This is a genomic window from Streptomyces sp. Mut1, assembly GCF_030719295.1.
GTDB classification, from domain to species: Bacteria; Actinomycetota; Actinomycetes; order Streptomycetales; family Streptomycetaceae; genus Streptomyces; species Streptomyces castrisilvae.
In genome coordinates this window covers 5,814,584-5,833,803 of the sequence record NZ_CP120997.1, presented here as the reverse complement: position 1 = coordinate 5,833,803, position 19,220 = coordinate 5,814,584, and the positions used below count along the sequence as shown (strand labels likewise).

Genomic DNA, 19,220 nt, shown 5'->3' with positions numbered 1-19,220 from the left:
CGATGTATACGACTTGGCGCTAGTTCCCGCTGTCCGGCTCGGGCCAGGCGGAGCAGTCGTCCCAGGTGGTGTCCCAGCCGGAGTTGCCGCCGCCGTCGGTGAGCGTGAAGGTGCCGGAGCCCTCGGGGTAGGCGCAGTTGTAGACGCCCGCCGCGCCGACGCCGGTCGCGGTGACGTCCGACATCGTCACGGCGCCGGGCGTCTCGGCCTGGACGACGACCGTGCCGACCCCGTCGACGTCCGACCCGTCGACCGTGACGTTCCTGACCTCCTGGCCGGTGCCGCCGCCGGAGACGAACTCGTAGGCGCTGTAGGGGCTGTCCTTGATCGTGGTGCCGGTGATGTTCACGTTCGCCTCGATGGCGCTGTCGTACGCGTCCACGCGCAGCGCGCCCATCGGGTGGCCCCAGTTGGGGTTGACGGCCCCGGTGCGTACGAGGGTGTTGCCGGAGACGGTGATGGTGCCGCCGAGGGGGAAGAACGGGTCGGCGAATTTCTGGTTGGAGATGGCGATACCGCTGCCGAGGGCGTTGGTGTCGCTGATCAGGTTGTCCTTGACGGTGATGTCGCTGCCGCCGTAGATGGCGATGCCGTTCGCCAGGTTGGGCTGGGAGATGGTGTTGTTCGCGAAGGCGGAGTCGGTGTCGGGGGCGTTCAGCGACCACATGGCGAGCGAGTCGTCGCCCTGGTTGCGCAAAAAGTTGTCACGCACCTGCACGCCGTGGGCGCTGCCGTTGAGGTTCAGGCCGTCCGCCGTGGTGTCGAGGATGCGGTTGTTCTCGACGACCAGGTTGTCGTTGTTGCCGGTCAGCCAGAGGCCGACCTTGAGGTGCTGCAACCACATGCCGCTGACCCGGGAGTCCGGGCCGAGCGATCCGTTGACGAAGTTGTCCGGGTTGCTGTCGACCCGCTCGGTGACCTCGCCGATGACCGCGAAGTCCTTGATGGTGACGTTGCCGGCGGAGGTGCTCTGGTTGATGAACCGTGAGGCGTGCACGACCGAGTGCCAGCTTCCGGCGCCCTGGATCGTCACGTTCCCGACACCGCTGAGCTCGGAGTCCAGCTTGAAGTCGCCCGCCGGAATCCACACGGTGCCGCCACTGGACCCGGCCTCGGCGATGGCTTCGCGGAACGCCTGTGTGGAGTCCTGCTGCCCGGTGGCGTCGGCTCCCTTGTCCACGACGGAGACCGCTCCCGACGGTGCGCCGGCGGGCGCGCCGACCTGCTCGAAGTCGGCGACGTCGACGGTGACCTCGGTGGAGACGGCCTCCAGCTCCACCGTGTCGCCCGCCCGGAGGTCGCGCCCGAGGAGAAGGCGGGCGTTGTCGAAGAAGTGATGGGTCTTCGCGCCGGCGATCCAGGGGGTGTCGACGTAGCTGTACTTGGAGGTGACGGGCAGGGACGCGTCGAGCGCGGTGCCGTTGACATGGACCGCGAGTGAACCGCTCTGCCCGTCCGGGACGCTGTAAGCGACGTTCACGGCGTTGGCCGCCTCGGTGAGGGTGAACTCCACGCTCTGACCGGTGTCCAGGCGGACCGCCTGCCGGCCCGAGGCCTCGGAGGCCAGGGTGCCCTGGGTGTAGTCCGGCCCGATCTTCTGGCCGGTGGTGGTGGCGGACTCCGCCTCGGTGGAGCTGAAGGGAAGCGTGGCGCCCGCCACGGCCGCCGCCCTCGGCTCGGGGGCCTGCTGGGCGGAGGCCGGGCCGGTGACGCCGACGGCCGTGCCCACGAGGGCGACCGCGACGGCGAGTACGTACGGATGACGCGTGGGGGATGACGTGCTCATGACACTCCAAATCCTCTGCGACCGCGCTTCCCGGTGGGGGAGGTGGGGGGAGGGGAAGCGCCTCACACTCAAGCATCACGAACACGCGAACACAAGATGTCGCTCAGATTTCGAAAATTTTTGACAGCGAGGTGAAACAATCAACTGGTTCCGGGGCGCGGGCGGCTGGCGGCTCCGGCTCCGCCACCCGCTCCAGGGCCTCCGGCCGCTTGGTCCGACGGCTCACGGCCGGACGCGGGATCATCCGAAAACGCCCGCGGCCCCGCGCGAACCAGCAGGTTCGCGCGGGGCCGCGGGTTGGGTACGGTCAGCCCTCGATGGACGTCATGACGTGCTTGATGCGCGTGTAGTCCTCGAAGCCGTAGGCCGAGAGGTCCTTGCCGTAACCGGACTTCTTGAAACCACCGTGCGGCATCTCCGCGACGAGCGGGATGTGGGTGTTGATCCAGACGCATCCGAAGTCGAGGTTCTTCGACATCCGCATGGCTCGCGCGTGGTCCTTGGTCCACACCGAGGAGGCCAGCGCGTACTCGACGCCGTTGGCCCACTCCAGCGCCTGGGCCTCGTCCGTGAAGGACTGGACGGTGATGACCGGGCCGAAGACCTCGTTCTGGATGATCTCGTCGTCCTGCTTGAGCCCGGAGACGACGGTCGGGGCGTAGAAGTAGCCCTTGTCACCGACCCGGTGGCCGCCCGCCTCGACCCTGGCGTGGGCCGGGAGGCGCTCGATGAAGCCGCTGACCTGGGCCAGCTGGTTGGCGTTGTTGAGGGGGCCGTAGAGCACGTCCTCGTCGTCCGGCAGGCCCGTCTTCGTGTCGGCGGCGGCCTTGGCGAGCGCGGTGACGAACTCGTCGTGGATGGACTCGTGGACCAGGACGCGCGTCGCCGCCGTACAGTCCTGCCCGGCGTTGAAGTAACCCGCGACCGAGATGTCCTCGACGGCCTTGGCGATGTCGGTGTCCTCGAAGACGACGACGGGCGCCTTGCCGCCGAGCTCCAGGTGGACCCGCTTGACGTCCTTGGCCGCCGACTCGGCGACCTGCATGCCGGCCCGGACCGAACCGGTGATGGAGGCCATCGCCGGAATCCGGTGCTCGACCATCGCGCGGCCGGTGTCCCGGTCGCCGCAGATGACGTTGAAGACGCCCTTGGGCAGGATCTGCCCGATGATCTCGGCGATCAGCACGGTGGACGCCGGCGTGGTGTCGGACGGCTTGATGACGACGGTGTTGCCCGCCGCGAGCGCCGGGGCGAACTTCCAGACGGCCATCATCATCGGGTAGTTCCACGGCGCCACCTGCGCGCAGACGCCGACCGGCTCGCGGCGCACGATGGAGGTCAGCCCCTCCATGTACTCGCCGGCCGAGCGCCCTTCGAGCAGCCGGGCGGCACCCGCGAAGAAGCGGATCTGGTCCACCACCGGCGGGATCTCCTCGGTGCGGGTGAGCCCGATCGGCTTGCCGGTGTTCTCGGACTCGGCGGCGATCAGATCCTCGGCGCGCTCCTCGAAGGCGTCCGCGACCTTGAGCAGGGCGCGCTGGCGCTCGGCCGGTGTGGCGTCGCGCCAGGCGGGGAACGCGGCCGCGGCGGCGTCCATCGCGGCGTCGACGTCGGCGGGGCCGGAGAGCGGCGAGGTCGCGTAGACCTCCTCGGTCACCGGGTTGACCACGTCGATCGTCCGCCCGTCGGCGGCGTCCCGGAACTCCCCGTTGATGTAGTTGCGCAGACGGCGTACCTCAGCGGTCACGGCCACCCCTCCTGATGTTGAGTCCAATGGGTGAGACGCCCAGCGTAGTCGGGGGTCCCTGCCCGGCGATCGGCAAGGCCGCGGACGAAGTTCTGAGCGAACATTCGACCGGCTGATCGACTGTTCCCCTCTTGACCTCCCCTTGACCGTCCCACGCCCGTCGGCGGGCGGTCATCTCATACGCCCGGCGCAGCCCGGATGCGCCCGATCGAGTGGGAAGAGGCGTACCCGGGCCGCGTGCCGTACGCACACCGCGATCCGAATCCCTACCGTGCCGAGTGACCGATCGGCCCCCTCTTCGTTCCCCCGTACGGGGGAACGGGATATCTGATCTGAACCGAGGTGTACGCCATGGTGGCCCCGCCGGACAACGATGTGATCTGGGCGCGTTCCCTGCAGCACTCCCACAACGGCTCGCCCGCGCTCGGCGGGGTATCCCTGGGCATCCGCGACGGCGAGATCCTCGCCGTGACCGGCCCGCGCGGCAGCGGCAAGACGACCCTGCTGCACTGCCTCTCCGGCCAGCTCGTCCCCCAGGAGGGCGAGGTCTGGTTCAACAGCGTGCCCGTGCACACCATGGGGCCGAGGCTGCGGGAGCGGCTGCGCCGCGACAAGTTCGGCTGGATCGCCCCCGAGCCGCAGCTCGTCCCGGAGCTGAACACCTGGGAGAACACCGCACTCCCGCTCCTGCTGCGCGGCGCCTCGCACCGGGAGGCGAAGAAGGCCGCCATGGAGTGGCTGGAGCGCCTCGACATCGGCATGTGCGCCAAGCAGCGCCCGCACACCCTCCAGCAGAGCCAGCGGCAGCGGATCTCCGTGGCCCGTGCCCTGGCCGCGGGGCCCTCCGTGATCTTCGCCGACGAGCCGACCGCGAGTCTGCACCGCACCGACCGCACCCATGTGCTGCGGACCCTGACCAGCGCCGCCCGCTCGCACGGCATCACCGTGGTGCTCGCCACCCACGACGCGGAGATCGCCGCCCTCGCCGACCGTGTGGTGCCCCTGCTGGACGGGCGCCGCGTCTCCACGGTCACCCTGCCCGCCGAAACCGATCCGGAGGGCCGCGCGGCGTGCTCGCTCTCCGTCTAGCCCGCGGTTCCCATCCCCTGGTCCTGATGCGGAGGCTGCTCGTCGCGGCTGCCTCCGCCGGGGTCGGCTTCCTCCTCCTGTGCACCCTCGGCTACGCCGCCGGGCATCCCGCCCACTCGGCCGGTTCGGTGCTGCGGCTGCTGTGGTGCCTCGTGCCGCTCGTCACCACGGTGCAGTTCGCCATCGCGGTGGCCCGTACGGACCCGAGCACCCGGCCGCGCTCCGGGCTGTCCGCCGTCGGCCTCGGCCCGGTGCGGCTCAGCGTCCTCGCCGCGGTCTCCACCGCCGTCTCGTGCACCCTCGGCTCCGCGGTGGCGCTGCTGTTCTTCCTCCATCTGCGCGGCGACCTGTCCGGGCTGCCGTTCGACGGCGCAGCCGCCGGGCTGCTCGGCGCGGACGCTCCGCTTCCGGTCGCCGCCGTCCTCGTCCTGCTGACCCTGGTGCCGGCCGCCGCCGCGACGGCCAGCGCGCTGGCGCTGCGCACCCGTCCGGTACGGACGGCGAGCCCCGCCGAGGACACCGCCGACCCGGCGCCCGCCGAGGAGCTTCCCGCCCCCGCGGCCCCGCCCACCGGGCTGCCCTGGGGCGTGGCCCTGACGGCGGCCGGTCTCGCCGTCGAGGCCTACGCGAGCCGGGGCTCGGCCGGCAGCCCCTTCCCGCTTCCCGGCAAGCTCGACGCCACACCGGCCTGGGTGCTCGTGGGCTGGACGCTGACGGCGATCGGCCTGGCCATGGCGGGCCCCGGTCTGACCCATCTGTGCGGGCGGCTGCTCCAGACGGTGCGCCCCGGAGCCGTACGCCTGCTGGCGGGCCGGGTCCTGATGGACGAGGCGCAGCGCATCGGCCGCCCGCTCGGGGTGGTCTGCGCGGTCCTCTCGGGGATCATCGCCGCCTTCGCGCTGTACGGGACGGGGCCCCGCCCGTTCGGCCCGCTCACCGCGCTCGGGGCGGTGCTCGTCATCGGCTGCACCACGGCGACGCTGCTGACCTCCGCCCTGGAGGCGAAGCAGGCCCGTGCGGAGACGGCACGGGCGCTGCTGCGGCTCGGCGCCCCGGCCTCGGCGCTGCGTGCGGCGACGGCCCTGCGTGCCGCCGCGCTGCTGGTGGTCTTCGCCCCGATCACCTGGGCCATCGCGGAACTGGCGGCGCTGCCGCTGACCCCCTGAGCAGAACCCGACGGACCCGACGGACCGGCCCGGGCACACTGCCCGGCCGGTCCTCGGCGTAACCCCCGGCCCCGGCCCGTCCGTCCCTCCGTCAGAAGAGTGCGGGCAGCACGACGCACTCCGAGGGGTCGAAGGTGACCCCGATCCGCTCCCCCTCGTCCGGCGTCCCGCGCAGTGAGCACTCGGCCTCCAGCACCGGGCCGTGCTCGGGACGCAGGGTCACGGCGACATGGCTGCCGCGGAAGGTGCGCGCGCCGACGACGCAGCCCAGCCCCTTCCCCGGCCCGCCGATCCGCACCCCGGCCGGACGCACCAGCAGATCGCACGCCCCCTGCCTCGACCCGGCGGGCACCGGCACCTCGCCCCAGTCCGTGAGCGCCCTCTCCCCGTCGACGGTCGCCTCCACCACGTTGTCGAAGCCCAGGAAACGCGCCACGAACGCGGAGGCGGGGCGCTGCCACACCTCCAGCGGGGTCCCCACCTGGGCGACGCGTCCCTCGCGCATCACGACGACCCGGTCGGCCAGGGCGAACGCCTCGCCCTGGTCGTGGGTGACGGCGAGCACGGTCGTGCCGAGCCGGCCGAAGAGGGCGCGCAGTTCGACGACGAGGCGTTCGCGCAGGCTGCGGTCCAGCTGGCCGAGGGGTTCGTCCAGCATCAGGAGCCTGGGCCGGGGGGCGAGGGCGCGGGCGAGGGCGACGCGCTGCTGCTCACCGCCGGAGAGCGCGGCGACGGCACGCCGTTCGGCGCCGGGGAGGCCGACGAGGTCGAGGAGTTCGGCGACCCTGCGGTCCTGCTCGTCCCGGCCCACGCCGTGCATCCGCAGGCCGAACGCGACGTTGGCGCCGACATCCCGGTGCGGGAAGAGCTGGTGGTCCTGGAACATCAGGCCGAGCCCGCGCCGGTGCACCGGGACACCGTCCTGGTCGGCGCCGTCGAGCAGGACCCGCCCGCCGTCCGGCTCCTGGAGCCCGGCGACCAGCCTCAGCAGCGAGGACTTGCCGCTGCCGCTCGGCCCGAGCACGCAGACGATCTCGTGATCGGCGACCTCCAGGTCGACCCCGTCGACCGCGACCCGCTCGCCGAAGCGGACCGTGGCCGATTCGAGTGTCAGCATTTTCCGGAACTCCCCATCTCCTAGAACTCTCCCGACCGGTCGGTGCGGATGCGTTCGAGGAGCAGCAGCGACACGGCGCACACCAGCATCAGGATGGTGCTGAGGGCCATCGCCTGGCCGTAGTTGAGCTCCCCGGACCGCCCGAGCAGCCGGGCCACGGCCACCGGCAGTGTCGGGTTGTCGGGCCGCGCGATGAACACGGTGGCGCCGAACTCCCCCAGCGACACGGCGAAGGCGAAGCCGGCGGCGACCAGCAGCGCCCGCCGCACCAGCGGAAGGTCCACCTCCCGCCAGGCGCGCAGCGGGGAGGCGCCGAGCACCCCGGCGGCCTCGCGCAGCCGTGCGTCCACCGCTCTCAGGACCGGCAGCATGGTCCGTACGACGAACGGCACCCCGACCAGTGCCTGGGCGAGGGGCACCAGGATCCAGGAGGTCCGCAGGTCCAGCGGCGGCTTGTCCAGGGTGATCAGGAAGCCGAAGCCGACGGTGACCGCGGAGACCCCGAGCGGCAGCATCAGCAGCGCGTCGAAGCCCCGTACGAGCCGGCCAGCCCGGCGGGTGAGCGCGGCCGCGGCCAGCCCGCCGACGACCAGGGCGATGAGGGTGGCGACCACGGCGTAGCGCAGCGAGTTGCCGATCGCCTCGATGGGCGCGACCAGGAACGTACCGCTGTTGGCGTCCGCCGAGGTGAGCGCGCGGTAGTAGGCGAGGCCGGATCCGCCGAGCGAACGCTCCACCAGCACCGCGAGCGGCAGCAGGATCAGCACCAGCACGCTCAGCAGCACCCCGGCGAGCAGCGTCCACTGCCCGGCGCCGCTCGGCCGGCGGGCGGTCTGCGCCGGGTCGACCAGCTTCAGCGCCCGCTCCCTGCGCCGTACGGTCCAGGCGTGCACGGCGAGGATCGCGCCGACGGCGACGAACTGTACGAGCGTCAGCACGGCAGCCGTGGGCAGGGCGAGCAGCTGCGCGGTCTGCCGGTAGATCTCCACCTCCAGCGTGGAGAAGCCGGGCCCGCCGAGGATCTGTACGACCCCGAAGGAGGTGAAGGTGAAGAGGAAGACCATCAGAGCGGCGGCGGCCACGGCCGGGGCGAGCGCCGGCAGGGTGACGCGCCGCCAGGCGGTGAACCGGCCGGCTCCCAGGACCCGGGCGGCCTCCTCCTGGCGCGGGTCGAGCTGCGCCCAGAGGCCGCCGACCGTGCGGACGACGACCGCGTAGTTGAAGAAGACGTGCGCCAGCAGGATCGCCCACACGGTGGTGTCGAGCCGTACGCCCCACAGCTCGTCCAGCAGACCGCCGCGGCCGAGCAGCGCGAGAAAGGCGGTGCCCACGACGACGGTCGGCAGCACGAAGGGCACCGTGACGACGGCGCGCAGCACCTGCTTGCCGGGGAAGTCGAACCGGGCGAACACATAGGCGCCGGGCAGCGCGATCAGCAGGGTCAGCGCGGTCGAGGCGAGCGCCTGCCACAGGGTGAACCACAGGACGTCCCGGATCTCCGGCCGGGCCAGCACCTCGCCGAACCCGCCGAACTGCCAGACGCCGTCCACCTTGAGCCCCCGGCCGACGATCGCCGCGACGGGATAGGCGAAGAACACGGCGAAGAAGGCGACCGGCACGGCCATGAGACCGAGCCGGACCGCGTTCCCGCGCCGGGACCGGGCGCGTGCGGACTTCCCGCGCGCGCCCGGTCCGCGTACGGGGTCCTTCGCTACTTCACTACGAGCGAGGACCATGACTGGACCCACTGCTCACGGTTCTTGGCGATGGCGTCCGGGGCGACGGTCGCCGGCTTGTCCGCGGTGGCACCGAACTTCGTGAAGAGTTCCGGCACCTTCGCGTCCTGGGCGACCGGGCTGACGAACATGGTGAGGGGCATGTCCTCCTGGAACTTCTTCCCGATCAGGAAGTCGAGCAGGGCCCTGCCGCCGGCCTCGTTCTTCGCCCCGTCCAGGAGTCCGGCGAACTCGATCTGGCGGAAGCACGTCCCGGTGGCGACGCCGGTCGGCGCGGTCTTGGGCTGCGGGTCGGCGTACAGCACCTCGACGGGCGGGCTGGAGGCGTAGCTGACGACGAGCGGCCGGTCCGCCTTGGCCTTCTTGCCGCCCGCGGAGCCGGAGAACTCCTCGTTGTACGCCTGCTCCCAGCCGTCGACGACCTTCACGCCGTTGTCCTTCAGCTTCTTCCAGTAGTCCTGGTAGCCGTCCTCGCCGTACGTGGCGACGGTGCCGAGGAGGAAGCCGAGGCCGGGTGATGAGGTCGCGGCGTTCTCGGTGACGAGCAGGTTCTTGTACGCGGGCTTCGCCAGGTCGGCGAAGGTCTTCGGCGGCGCGAGCTTCTTGTCGGCGAAGTACTTCTTGTCGTAGTTGACGCAGATGTCGCCGGTGTCGACCGGGGTGACCCGGTGCTTGTCCGCGTCCAGCTGGACGTCGGCCGGGATCCGGTCGAGCCCCTTGGCCTCGTACGGCGTGAACAGGCCGTTGTCGAGGGCGCGGGAGAGCAGGGTGTTGTCGACGCCGAAGAACACGTCGCCGCGCGGGGAGCCCTTGGTGAGGATCTCCTGGTTGAGAGCGGCGCCCGCGTCGCCGCTCTTCAGCACCTTGACGGTGTAGCCGGTCTCGCGGGTGAACTCCTTCAGCACGTCCTTGGAGGCGTTGAAGGAGTCGTGGCTGACGAGCGTGACGGTCTTGGAACCGGCGCCCTTGGTGCCCTCGGCGCCCGGGGCCGGGTCGTCGGAACTGCCGCAGCCGGCCAGCGCGGTGATGCCGAGCGCGGCGGCGACGGCCGCCACGGCGGCCTTCTGGGTGGTGCTCATGTGTGATTCCTCCTGGAGTGACCAGGAAGAGACGCGGCCCCGCCCGCACCGGCCGCAACCGGAAGCGGGCAGGGCGCAACAGCTTGAGTATGGTCCGAACTTCCTACCCGGAATGACCCGGGCGAGGTTCAGAGGGTCTGCGGCCAACCTGTCCTTGGTGCCGCACTCTCAGCGCTGTGGCGCTCCCCTGTCGGAATATGCAGTTGATTTCGGCCCCAGGCTACACGGCCCGTTTCGGCCGCGGACGGGGCCCATGGCCCCGCCCTCCCGGCCTCAGCGCTCGGAGGCCGCCAGCTGTCCGCAGGCCCCGTCGATCTCCTGGCCCCGGGTGTCGCGGACCGTGACCGGCACGCCGTGGGAGGCGATGGCGTCGACGAACGCCTTCTCGTCCTCGGGCCGCGAGGCGGTCCACTTCGAGCCGGGGGTCGGGTTCAGCGGGATGAGGTTGACGTGCACCCGCTTGCCCTTGAGAAGCCGGCCCAGGCGGTCACCGCGCCAGGCCTGGTCGTTGATGTCGCGGATCAGCGCGTACTCGATGGAGATGCGGCGGCCGGACTTCTCCGCGTACTCCCACGCCGCGTCCAGCACCTCGCGCACCTTCCACCGCGTGTTCACCGGTACGAGGGTGTCGCGCAGCTCGTCGTCGGGGGCGTGCAGCGAGACCGCGAGGCGGCATTTGAAGCCCTCGTCGGCGAACCGCAGCATCGCGGGCACCAGGCCGACGGTGGAGACGGTGATCCCGCGCTGCGAGAGGCCGAGGCCGTCGGGCTCGGGGTCGGTCAGCCGGCGGATCGCGCCGACCACGCGGTTGTAGTTGGCCAGCGGCTCACCCATGCCCATGAACACGATGTTGGAGAGCCGGGCGGGGCCGCCGGGGACCTCGCCGTCGCGCAGCGCCCGCATCCCGTCCACGATCTGGTGGACGATCTCGGCGGTGGACAGGTTGCGGTCGAGACCGGCCTGCCCGGTGGCGCAGAAGGGGCAGTTCATCCCGCAGCCGGCCTGTGAGGAGATGCACATCGTCACCCGCTCCGGGTAGCGCATCAGGACGGACTCGACCAGCGTCCCGTCATGCAGCTTCCACAGGGTCTTGCGGGTGGTGTCGTCGTCGCAGCTGATGTGGCGGAGGACGGACATCAGGTCGGGGAACATCGCCTCGGCGAGCTTGTCCCGCGACCCGGCCGGGATGTTGGTCCACTCGGCCGGGTCGTGCGCGTACCGCGCGAAGTAGTGCTGCGAGAGCTGCTGGGCGCGGAACGGCTTCTCGCCGATCGCGGCGACGGCTTCCCTGCGCTCGGCGGGCGTGAGGTCGGCGAGGTGCCGCGGCGGCTTCTTGGCTCCGCGGGGCGCGACGAAAGTGAGTTCTCCGGGCTTAGGCATGGTTCCTCCAGTGTCGCAGACGTGCGGAGGTACCCGTGTGCGTCGTCCGGCCGAGCCCGCCCGGGCACCGTTGGACCGGGCTTTCGGGGGTAACCGGGTCAGTACAGGGAGTTCCGCAGACGCCGCAGGAGGTAGGTGCCGTGCACACCGTGAAGCACTGGTTCAGCGACAGCCTGACCGGGCAGGGCCTGCTGGTCCTCGTGCTCGGCGTGGGCCTCGGGGCACTGTTCCGGCACGACGAGCATCCGGGCCTGTGGGTGGTCCAGGGCGTGCTGTACACCGCCGTGGTCATGGGCGCCCTGGCCGTGCAGCGCCACAGGACCAGCCGTGCGACCGGGGCCGGCCCGCGCGCCATCGCCGGTCTCAGCCGCAAGATCCGGCACCGCGAGGTGCCCCGGGACCCGCAGGAGCGCGCGGTCATGCGGCGGCTGGTGGACGACCAGCTGGGGAAGATCGAGCGGGGTGAGCGGTGGCTGCCGTACTGGCTGGGCTTCATGGGGCTGGTGGCGGCCGGCCTGCTCGTCCTCGGCGCCGCTCGCGGTTCGCTGGTGTACTCACTGGTCGTGGCGGCCCTCGTGGCGGCGTTCATCCCCTGGATCCTGCGGATGCGCCGGCGGGCGCTGGGCCTTCACCACTACATGCGCGCGGCGCTGCGGGAGCGTGGCTGACGTCATACGCGTGAGGGTCCGCCGTCCCGTGGACGGCGGACCCTCACGGGTGAACAGTCCGTGCGCTCAGCCGGAGCCGACGAAGAGCACCATCAGCAGCCAGACCACCGGCGCGGTCGGCAGCAGCGAGTCCAGCCGGTCCATGATCCCGCCGTGGCCGGGCAGCAGGGTCCCCATGTCCTTGATCCCGAGATCCCGCTTGATCATGGACTCGCCCAGGTCACCGAGGGTGGCGCTGGCCGCGACGGCGAGCCCGAGCAGCAGCCCCTGCCACCAGGATCCGTCGTCGATCAGGAACTGCATGCACAGCGCGCCGGCCACCATCGCGAAGCCGACCGCCCCGAACAGGCCCTCGCGGGTCTTGCCGGGGCTGATGCGCGGCGCGAGCTTGTGCTTGCCGAACCGCCAGCCGACCGCGTACGCACCCGTGTCGCTGACCACGGTCAGCAGCAGGAAGGTGAGCACCCGCTGCGGCCCGTCGGCGGCGGTCAGGAGCATGGCGACGAAGGTGGCCAGGAAGGGGACGTAGAACGCGGCGAAGACACCGGCCGTGACGTCCCTGAGGTAGTCCTCGGGCGGCTGGGTCATCCGCCAGACGAGCACCGCCAGGGCGGTCAGGGCCATGGCGACCCAGGCCCCCTCGGCGCCCCGCGCGTACCCGGCGACGACCATGGCGGCGCCGCCGACCGCGAGCGGCACGAGCGGCGCCTTGATGCCCTTGCGCTCGTCGAGCCGGGAGGTCAGCTCCCACAGGCCCACGACGACGGCGAGCACGATCACGCCGACGAAGACGGCCTTGACGAAGAAGAGCGAGACGACGACCAGCGCACCGAGCCCGAGACCGACCCCTATGGCGGATCCCAGGTCCCGGCCCGCACGCTTCTTCTGCGGGGGTGGCGGCGGCGCGGTGGGCATGGGCTCCTGCGGCTTCTCGTCGCGGAACAGGGGGCCGCCGCTCAGGCGTCCGGCCCCCTGTCCCCGGTGATCACGGTCTTCAGCGTCTCTACCTGCGTCGGGAACGTCCGGCACGATGGGCATGGGCCGAGTCTGCTGGGCGTCATGCACATCGTATGCAGGACCCGCCGCAGCGGCCCGCATCTCGGGCGCGACCCGGTGGCCGGCGCCCTGCGGAGCGCCCCAGGAAGAGTCGTTCATCAGACTTCGAGCAGCTCGGCTTCCTTGTGCTTCAGCAGCTCGTCCACCTGCGCGACGTACTTCGCGGTGGTGTCGTCGAGCTCCTTCTCGGCGCGGCGCACCTCGTCCTCGCCGGACTCCTTGTCCTTGACCAGCTTGTCGAGCGTCTCCTTGGCCTTGCGGCGGACGGCCCGGATCGAGATCTTGGAGTCCTCGGCCTTGGTCTTCGCGACCTTGATGTAGTCGCGACGACGCTCTTCGGTCAGGTCGGGGAAGTTCACCCGGATGATATTGCCGTCGTTGCTCGGGTTGACGCCGAGGTCCGAGTCGCGGATGGCCTGCTCGATGTTGCGCAGCGCGGTCTTGTCGAACGGCGTCACCACAGCCATACGGGGCTCGGGCACCGAGAACGAGGCCAGCTGGTTGATCGGGGTCGGCGCACCGTAGTAGTCGGCGACGATCTTGTTGAACATCGCCGGGTGCGCGCGGCCGGTACGGATCGCGGCGAAGTCCTCCTTCGCAACGACGACGGCCTTCTCCATCTTCTCCTCGGCCTCAAGGAGGGTTTCTTCGATCACCACGTGCTCCTGCGTGTCTTGAACGGGCCCGGCGGGCCCAGCGGATCCTGCGTCGCGTCCTCACCTGCACGGTGTCCGACCGGCAGGCCGTTGTCCATCCTCCGGGGCGGTTCCGCGCCCCGGGTTCCACCGGGCCTCACCGGTGGAACCACGCGTCAGGCGCGGGTGCTCTGGTCACTCACGAGTGTGCCGATCTTCTCACCCTTGACGGCGCGGGCGATATTGCCCGCGGTGGTGAGCTCGAAGACGAGGATCGGCAGCTCGTTGTCACGGCAGAGCGTGATGGCGGTGGCATCGGCGACCTTGAGGTCGCGGGCCAGCACCTCGCTGTACTCCAGCGCGTCGAACTTCACCGCCGCGGGGTTGGTCTTCGGGTCGGAGTCGTAGACCCCGTCCACGCCGTTCTTGCCCATGAGCAGCGCTTCCGCGTCGATCTCCAGGGCGCGCTGGGCGGCGGTGGTGTCGGTGGAGAAGTACGGCATGCCCATGCCGGCGCCGAAAATGACGACGCGGCCCTTCTCCAGGTGCCGTACGGCACGCAGCGGAATGTACGGCTCCGCGACCTGGCCCATGGTGATGGCGGTCTGTACGCGGGAGTCGATGCCCTCCTTCTCCAGGAAGTCCTGGAGTGCGAGGCAGTTCATCACGGTGCCGAGCATGCCCATGTAGTCGGAGCGGGCCCGGTCCATGCCGCGCTGCTGGAGCTCGGCGCCGCGGAAGAAGTTGCCGCCGCCGATGACGATCGCGATCTGCGCGCCGTCCCGGACGACTGCCGCGATCTCGCGGGCGATGGCGTGCACGACGTCGGGGTCGACGCCGAGACCCCCGCCGCCGGCGAACGCCTCTCCGGACAGCTTCAGCATGAAGCGTCCGAGCACCTTGCCGTCCTCGCGCTTGTGGTCACCTTTGGCGGCGTCCGCGCCCTTGTTCATGGGAATTCTCCTCGTGCGCATACGAAGAAGGCCATTGCCGGTGGGCCTGGTGTCCCTCAGCGGCAATGGCCTCCTCGTCAGATCTGCGGTCGTACGGCGGTGTGCGGCCGTCGACTGCACCAGACCCTATCGGGGTCCGCCGTTATTTCGCGGTCGGACTCAGATGCCGACCTTGATGCGCGTGAAGCGCTTCAGGGTGACACCGGCCTCGTCCAGAACCTTCTGGACGGACTTCTTGTTGTCCAGCGCGTACGGCTGGCCGAGGAGGGTGGCCTCCTTGAAGAAGCCGTTGACGCGACCCTCGACGATCTTCGGGAGAGCGGCCTCGGGCTTGCCCTCGGCGCGGGTGGTCTCCTCGGCGACGCGACGCTCGGCCTCGACGACCTCCGCCGGGACGTCCTCGCGGGCCAGGTACTTCGGCGCGAAGGCGGCGATGTGCTGGGCGAGACCCTTCGCCAGGTCGGCGTCGGCCTTGTCCAGCTCGACCATGACACCGATCTGCGGCGGCAGGTCGGGCATCGTGCGGTGCATGTACACGGAGACGTAGGCACCCTGGAACTGCGCGAAGCGGTCCAGGACGATCTTCTCGCCGAGGTTGGCGTTGGCCTCGTCCACGTACGCCTGGACGGTCTTGCCGGGCTCGATCTCGGAGGCGAGGAGCGCCTCCAGGTCGGCCGGGGAGGACGCGGCGACGTGCGCGGCCAGCGCGTTGGCGACGGCCTGGAACTTGTCGCCCTTGGCGACGAAGTCCGTCTCGCACTTCAGCTCGACCAGAACGCCGGACGTCTTGTCCTCGGAGACGAGGGAGACGACCGCGCCGTTCTCGGCGGAACGGCCCTCGCGCTTGGCGACGCCCTTCTGGCCCTTGATACGCAGCGCCTCGACGGCTCCGTCGACGTTGCCGTCGGCCTCGTCGAGCGCCTTCTTGCAGTCCATCATGCCGGCGCCGGTGAGCTCGCGGAGCTTCTTGACGTCAGCGGCGGTGTAGTTCGCCATGAGTCTGTGTTCTCTCTCGAAGTCTGAAAGATCTACGGGTGGACGGCGGGGGCGGTGCTTGTGGCACCGGCCCCCGCCGTCTTCAGCCGTGACGAGTGTCAGGCCTGCTCGGCGTCCGCGGCCGGAGCCTCGGCGGCGGGGGCCTCGGCAGCGGGGGCCTCGGCAGCGGCCTCGGCGGCCGGGGCTTCGGCGGCCTCGGCGTCCGCGACCTTCTCGGTCTCGGCGGAGGTCTGCACCTCGGCGTCGGCCTTCTTGTCGCCCTCGAGCAGGTCACGCTCCCACTCGGCGAGCGGCTCGCCGGCGGCCTTCTCGCCCGGCTTCGAGTCGCCGGTCGCGGCACCGGAACGGGCGATGAGGCCCTCGGCGACGGCGTCGGCGATCACGCGGGTGAGCAGGGTGACGGAGCGGATCGCGTCGTCGTTGCCCGGGATCTTGTAGTCGACCTCGTCGGGGTCGCAGTTGGTGTCGAGGATCGCGACGACCGGGATGTGGAGCTTGCGCGCCTCACCGACGGCGATGTGCTCCTTCTTGGTGTCGACGATCCAGACGGCGCTCGGCACCTTCTGCATCTCGCGGATACCACCGAGGGTCTTCTCCAGCTTGGCCTTCTCGCGGGAGAGGACCAGGAGCTCCTTCTTGGTGAGGCCGGAGGCGGCCACGTCCTCGAAGTCGATGAGCTCAAGCTCCTTCAGACGCTGAAGGCGCTTGTAGACGGTGGAGAAGTTGGTGAGCATGCCACCGAGCCAACGCTGGTTGACGTACGGCATGCCGACGCGCGTCGCCTGCTCGGCGATGGCCTCCTGGGCCTGCTTCTTCGTACCCACGAACATGATGGAGCCGCCGTGGGCGACGGTCTCCTTGACGAACTCGTAGGCGCGGTCGATGTACGACAGCGACTGGAGCAGGTCGATGATGTAGATGCCGTTGCGCTCGGTGAAGATGAAGCGCTTCATCTTCGGGTTCCAGCGACGGGTCTGGTGACCGAAGTGGACGCCGCTTTCCAGCAGCTCCCGCATCGTGACGACGGCCATGGCCGTACTCCTTGAGGTGCTCGGTTGTCGCGACAGCAGGTTTGCTGTCGCGCCTGACGCCCCGACGCGCCGTGCCACGAGGGACCGAGGAGCGCGGCCACCTCCGCTGAGCGGATGGTGGCGGGGCGTGCGAAGTCGACCCGGTGACCCGGATCGCCAGAAGAAGTGTACGGGACCCGCCGGGTCCCGGGTGACGGCGCTGTCCACAACCAGCTGGTAGTCCACAGATCAGGCCCATGATCCCCGCGTTCCGGGGCCCGCGGGGGACGGTGGTGCCATGCGAATCACATCCGGCCGGGCGGCTGCCCGGACCCGACACGGGGACCGTCGCGCGTGGTGGCGGGGCCGCTGGACCCTCGTCCTCGCCCTGCTGGTGGTGGCGTGGAGCCGGCCGGGCACGGCCGAGGCGTCGGCGGGGCCGGGCGACGGCGCGCGGGCCTGGCCGCTGGCGGGCCGGCCCGCGGTGGTACGCGGCTGGGAGCCGCCCGCCACGGTGTACGGGCGGGGGCACCGGGGAGTGGACCTGGCCGCCGCCCCGGGCGCCGAGGTGCTGGCCGCCGCGCCGGGCCGGGTCTCGTTCGCGGGCGAGGTCGCCGGCCGCGGGGTGGTCTCGGTCGAGGTCGCCGGGACGGGCGACCCGCCGCTGCGGACCACATATGAGCCGGTGCGGCCGCTCGTCGCGAAGGGCGACGAGGTCACGGCGGGGCAGGTGGTGGCCGTGCTGGAGGCGGGGCCGTTCCACTGCGCGTCGGGCTGTCTGCACTGGGGGCTGCGCCGCGCGGACGCGTATCTGGACCCGCTGTCGCTGCTGCCGGCCGCACTGCTGCGGCGCGGGCCCTCCCGGCTGCTGCCGGTGTTCGGCGTACCGCTGCCGGAAGCGGCCTTTGGGGCAGCGGCGGCGTCCGGTGGCGGCGGACGGCCGGTGACGTCCGGCGGCGACGGGCAGCCGGTGGCGGCCGGAGCCGGGGGCCCGGCCGGTCCCGCGGTGCTGGTGGTCCTCGCCGGGCGGTGGCGGTGGCGGCGCCGGGATCAGCCCCGGTCGGCCGCGATGCCCCGGACGCCGTTGAGGATCATGGCGACGGCGGTGTCCGCGATGACACCGGGCTCCTCCGCCACGCTCAGCTCGATACGCCGGACCGCGGCGTCCACGGAGCCCTGGAGCAGCATGGCCGCCAGCCGGGGCTGCTCGTGGCCGAGGTCGCCGAGGGCCTCGACGATCATGGCGACGAGGCCGCCGTGCGCGGCCCGGATCTTCTCGCGCGCACCCGCGTCCAGTTCGCTGGCGGAGATCGCGACCACGGCCCGGTGGCGTCGGTCTCCGACGAGGTCGAGCTGGCGCCGGACGTACGCCTCGATCTTCTCCTCGGGCGTCGCCGCCCGCTCCATCGCGTTCTCCACCTCGGCCGCCCAGACGGGGAAGTCGACGGCGCAGAGCTCCTCGACGACGGCGGCACGGGAGCGGAAGTACTCGTACACGGAGGACCGGGCGAGGCCCGTACGTTCGGCGAGGGCGGGGAAGGTCAGCGCTTCCGTGCCCCCTTCGGACAGCAGGGAGCGCGCTGCGTCCAGGAGGGCGCCGCGCTGCATGGTCCGGTGCTCGGCCACGGAGGCCGCTCGAATCCTGGGCACGCCTCCACTCTACGGCGACCTCCGCCGAACAGAGAGAGCGCGCCCCGAACGGTGGCCGAACCGGACCTCCGAGCGCGGCGGCACGAGGGCGGGCCCGGGGGACACGGTCCGGGTGGCGATGCCGGGTGGCGATGCCGGGCAGTGGTCCCGGGTGGCGGGTGTCCGGGGGCGGCGACCTGCGCGCGGCGGGCAGCCGCACGAGGGCCCCGGACCGGCTGCGTTCAGCGGCCGGCGTCGGCCAGTTTCGCGCGGAGCTGGAGGACCGACTTGGTGTGGATCTGACTGACGCGGCTCTCCGTCACCCCGAGCACGTTGCCGATCTCGGCAAGGGTCAGGCCCTCGTAGTAGTAGAGCGTGACGACCGTCTTCTCGCGGTCCGGAAGGGTGTTGATCGCCCGGGCCAGCAGCCTCCTGAGCTCACGGTCCTCGGCCACCTCCACCGGGTTGTCGGCGGCGGTGTCCTCCAGCGTGTCCATCAGGCTCAGCCGGTCGCCGCCCTCGCCGCCCACATGGAGCAGCTCCTCCAGCGCCACCACATTGGCCAGCGACAACTGGCTGAAAACCGCGTGCAGTTCATCCAGCGTGACGTCCATCTCCGCCGCGACCTCCGCCTCCGACGGGGTGCGCCGCAGCTGGGCCTCCAGGGTGGCGTAGGCGCGCTCCACGGCGCGCGCCTTCTGCCGGACGGAGCGGGGAATCCAGTCCAGCGCCCGGAGTTCGTCGATCATCGCGCCCCGGATGCGGGTGATCGCGTACGTCTCGAACTTGATCGCCCGCTCGATGTCGAACTTCTCGATCGCGTCGATCAGCCCGAAGACCCCGGAGGAGACGAAGTCCGCCTGCTCGACGTTGGACGGCAGGCCCACACTCACCCGGCCGGCGACGTACTTCACCAGGGGCGAGTAGTGCAGGATCAGTTGCTCCCGCAGCCTTCCGTCGCCCGTCGTCTTGTACGAACGCCACAACTCGTCGAGCGAGGACGGGGCGGGAGGGCGCACAGTGCCACGCGCAGCCGGTGGTACTGCCGCGCGGTCAGACCCGGAGGTGTGCTGGGGCATGTGGTGCCTTGAGCCGTTCTGCCGTGAAGTACTGGGACTTGTCTCTGGGGCGGAATCCTTGTGAGCGTAGCGTGACCGCGCCGTCGCGGTGCGC

General features: G+C 71.1%; 16 protein-coding genes and 1 pseudogene. 4 read left to right on the top strand and 13 right to left on the bottom strand.

Translation table 11 applies throughout. The features are described from left to right. Window positions 1-19: 19 nt before the first annotated feature. Together P8A18_RS25515 and P8A18_RS25510 are read right to left on the bottom strand one after the other, a co-directional pair. Window positions 20-1,786, bottom strand: a complete 1,767-nt coding sequence (locus P8A18_RS25515; RefSeq protein WP_371933713.1) for a glycosyl hydrolase family 28-related protein — start codon at window positions 1,784-1,786, stop codon at window positions 20-22. A gap of 307 nt (window positions 1,787-2,093) precedes the next feature. Then, window positions 2,094-3,533: a gamma-aminobutyraldehyde dehydrogenase gene (locus P8A18_RS25510; RefSeq protein WP_026249649.1), complete on the bottom strand. Its 1,440-nt coding sequence runs from the start codon at window positions 3,531-3,533 to the stop codon at window positions 2,094-2,096. A 351-nt stretch (window positions 3,534-3,884) separates the two neighbouring features. Between P8A18_RS25510 and P8A18_RS25505 the strand changes: the two genes are divergently transcribed. Beyond that, window positions 3,885-4,622, top strand: a complete 738-nt coding sequence (locus tag P8A18_RS25505; protein WP_018551801.1) for an ABC transporter ATP-binding protein — start codon at window positions 3,885-3,887, stop codon at window positions 4,620-4,622. A 26-nt stretch (window positions 4,623-4,648) separates the two neighbouring features. Then, window positions 4,649-5,788 carry a hypothetical protein gene (locus P8A18_RS25500; RefSeq protein ID WP_306058007.1) on the top strand — a complete coding sequence of 380 codons (1,140 nt, stop codon included), beginning with the start codon at window positions 4,649-4,651 and terminating at the stop codon, window positions 5,786-5,788. A gap of 91 nt (window positions 5,789-5,879) precedes the next feature. On the opposite strand, the gene P8A18_RS25495 is transcribed toward P8A18_RS25500, so the two are convergent. The 4 genes from P8A18_RS25495 to rlmN all read right to left on the bottom strand — a co-directional run bounded on the left by P8A18_RS25495 (window position 5,880) and on the right by rlmN (window position 11,100). Further along, window positions 5,880-6,905: an ABC transporter ATP-binding protein gene (locus P8A18_RS25495; protein WP_306058005.1), complete on the bottom strand. Its 1,026-nt coding sequence runs from the start codon at window positions 6,903-6,905 to the stop codon at window positions 5,880-5,882. Between the two features lie 20 nt (window positions 6,906-6,925). After that, a complete protein-coding gene (locus P8A18_RS25490) occupies window positions 6,926-8,530 on the bottom strand; it encodes an ABC transporter permease (RefSeq protein ID WP_306058003.1) in 1,605 nt (534 codons plus the stop codon). Window positions 8,531-8,616: 86 nt separating this feature from the next. Continuing rightward, window positions 8,617-9,720 carry a thiamine ABC transporter substrate-binding protein gene (locus P8A18_RS25485; RefSeq protein WP_306058001.1) on the bottom strand — a complete coding sequence of 368 codons (1,104 nt, stop codon included), beginning with the start codon at window positions 9,718-9,720 and terminating at the stop codon, window positions 8,617-8,619. A 273-nt stretch (window positions 9,721-9,993) separates the two neighbouring features. Next, window positions 9,994-11,100: a dual-specificity RNA methyltransferase RlmN gene (gene rlmN, locus P8A18_RS25480; protein ID WP_306057999.1), complete on the bottom strand. Its 1,107-nt coding sequence runs from the start codon at window positions 11,098-11,100 to the stop codon at window positions 9,994-9,996. A 140-nt stretch (window positions 11,101-11,240) separates the two neighbouring features. Between rlmN and P8A18_RS25475 the strand changes: the two genes are divergently transcribed. Next, window positions 11,241-11,768 carry a hypothetical protein gene (locus P8A18_RS25475; protein WP_306057997.1) on the top strand — a complete coding sequence of 176 codons (528 nt, stop codon included), beginning with the start codon at window positions 11,241-11,243 and terminating at the stop codon, window positions 11,766-11,768. Between the two features lie 66 nt (window positions 11,769-11,834). Here the strand turns inward: P8A18_RS25475 and P8A18_RS25470 are convergent, their stop codons facing one another. The 5 genes from P8A18_RS25470 to rpsB form a co-directional block, all read right to left on the bottom strand. Then, window positions 11,835-12,923 (bottom strand): phosphatidate cytidylyltransferase, encoded by a 1,089-nt coding sequence (locus P8A18_RS25470; RefSeq protein ID WP_306057995.1) that lies wholly within the window; start codon window positions 12,921-12,923, stop codon window positions 11,835-11,837. Next, window positions 12,923-13,480, bottom strand: a complete 558-nt coding sequence (gene frr / locus P8A18_RS25465; RefSeq protein ID WP_018551793.1) for a ribosome recycling factor — start codon at window positions 13,478-13,480, stop codon at window positions 12,923-12,925. The genes P8A18_RS25470 and frr overlap by 1 nt, the downstream gene beginning before the upstream one ends. Window positions 13,481-13,635: 155 nt before the next feature. Beyond that, entirely contained in the window at window positions 13,636-14,412 is a 777-nt protein-coding gene (gene pyrH / locus P8A18_RS25460; RefSeq protein WP_306057993.1) for a UMP kinase, read from the bottom strand. Window positions 14,413-14,571: 159 nt separating this feature from the next. Further along, the gene (gene tsf / locus P8A18_RS25455) at window positions 14,572-15,408 is read right to left on the bottom strand and encodes a translation elongation factor Ts (protein WP_018551791.1); all 837 of its coding nucleotides are present in this window, start codon (window positions 15,406-15,408) and stop codon (window positions 14,572-14,574) included. A 98-nt stretch (window positions 15,409-15,506) separates the two neighbouring features. Next, the gene (rpsB, locus tag P8A18_RS25450; RefSeq protein ID WP_306057991.1) at window positions 15,507-16,439 is read right to left on the bottom strand and encodes a 30S ribosomal protein S2; all 933 of its coding nucleotides are present in this window, start codon (window positions 16,437-16,439) and stop codon (window positions 15,507-15,509) included. A 277-nt stretch (window positions 16,440-16,716) separates the two neighbouring features. Between rpsB and P8A18_RS25445 the strand changes: the two are divergent. Then, a pseudogene (locus tag P8A18_RS25445) lies at window positions 16,717-17,178 on the top strand (peptidoglycan DD-metalloendopeptidase family protein); the annotation flags it as partial. A 290-nt stretch (window positions 17,179-17,468) separates the two neighbouring features. Here the strand turns inward: P8A18_RS25445 and P8A18_RS25440 are convergent. Both P8A18_RS25440 and whiG read right to left on the bottom strand, forming a co-directional pair. Further along, window positions 17,469-18,044 carry a TetR/AcrR family transcriptional regulator gene (locus P8A18_RS25440; RefSeq protein WP_306061147.1) on the bottom strand — a complete coding sequence of 192 codons (576 nt, stop codon included), beginning with the start codon at window positions 18,042-18,044 and terminating at the stop codon, window positions 17,469-17,471. A gap of 245 nt (window positions 18,045-18,289) precedes the next feature. Further along, window positions 18,290-19,126, bottom strand: coding sequence for an RNA polymerase sigma factor WhiG (whiG, locus tag P8A18_RS25435; protein WP_136203972.1), 837 nt, complete (start codon window positions 19,124-19,126; stop codon window positions 18,290-18,292). Window positions 19,127-19,220: the final 94 nt, after the last annotated feature.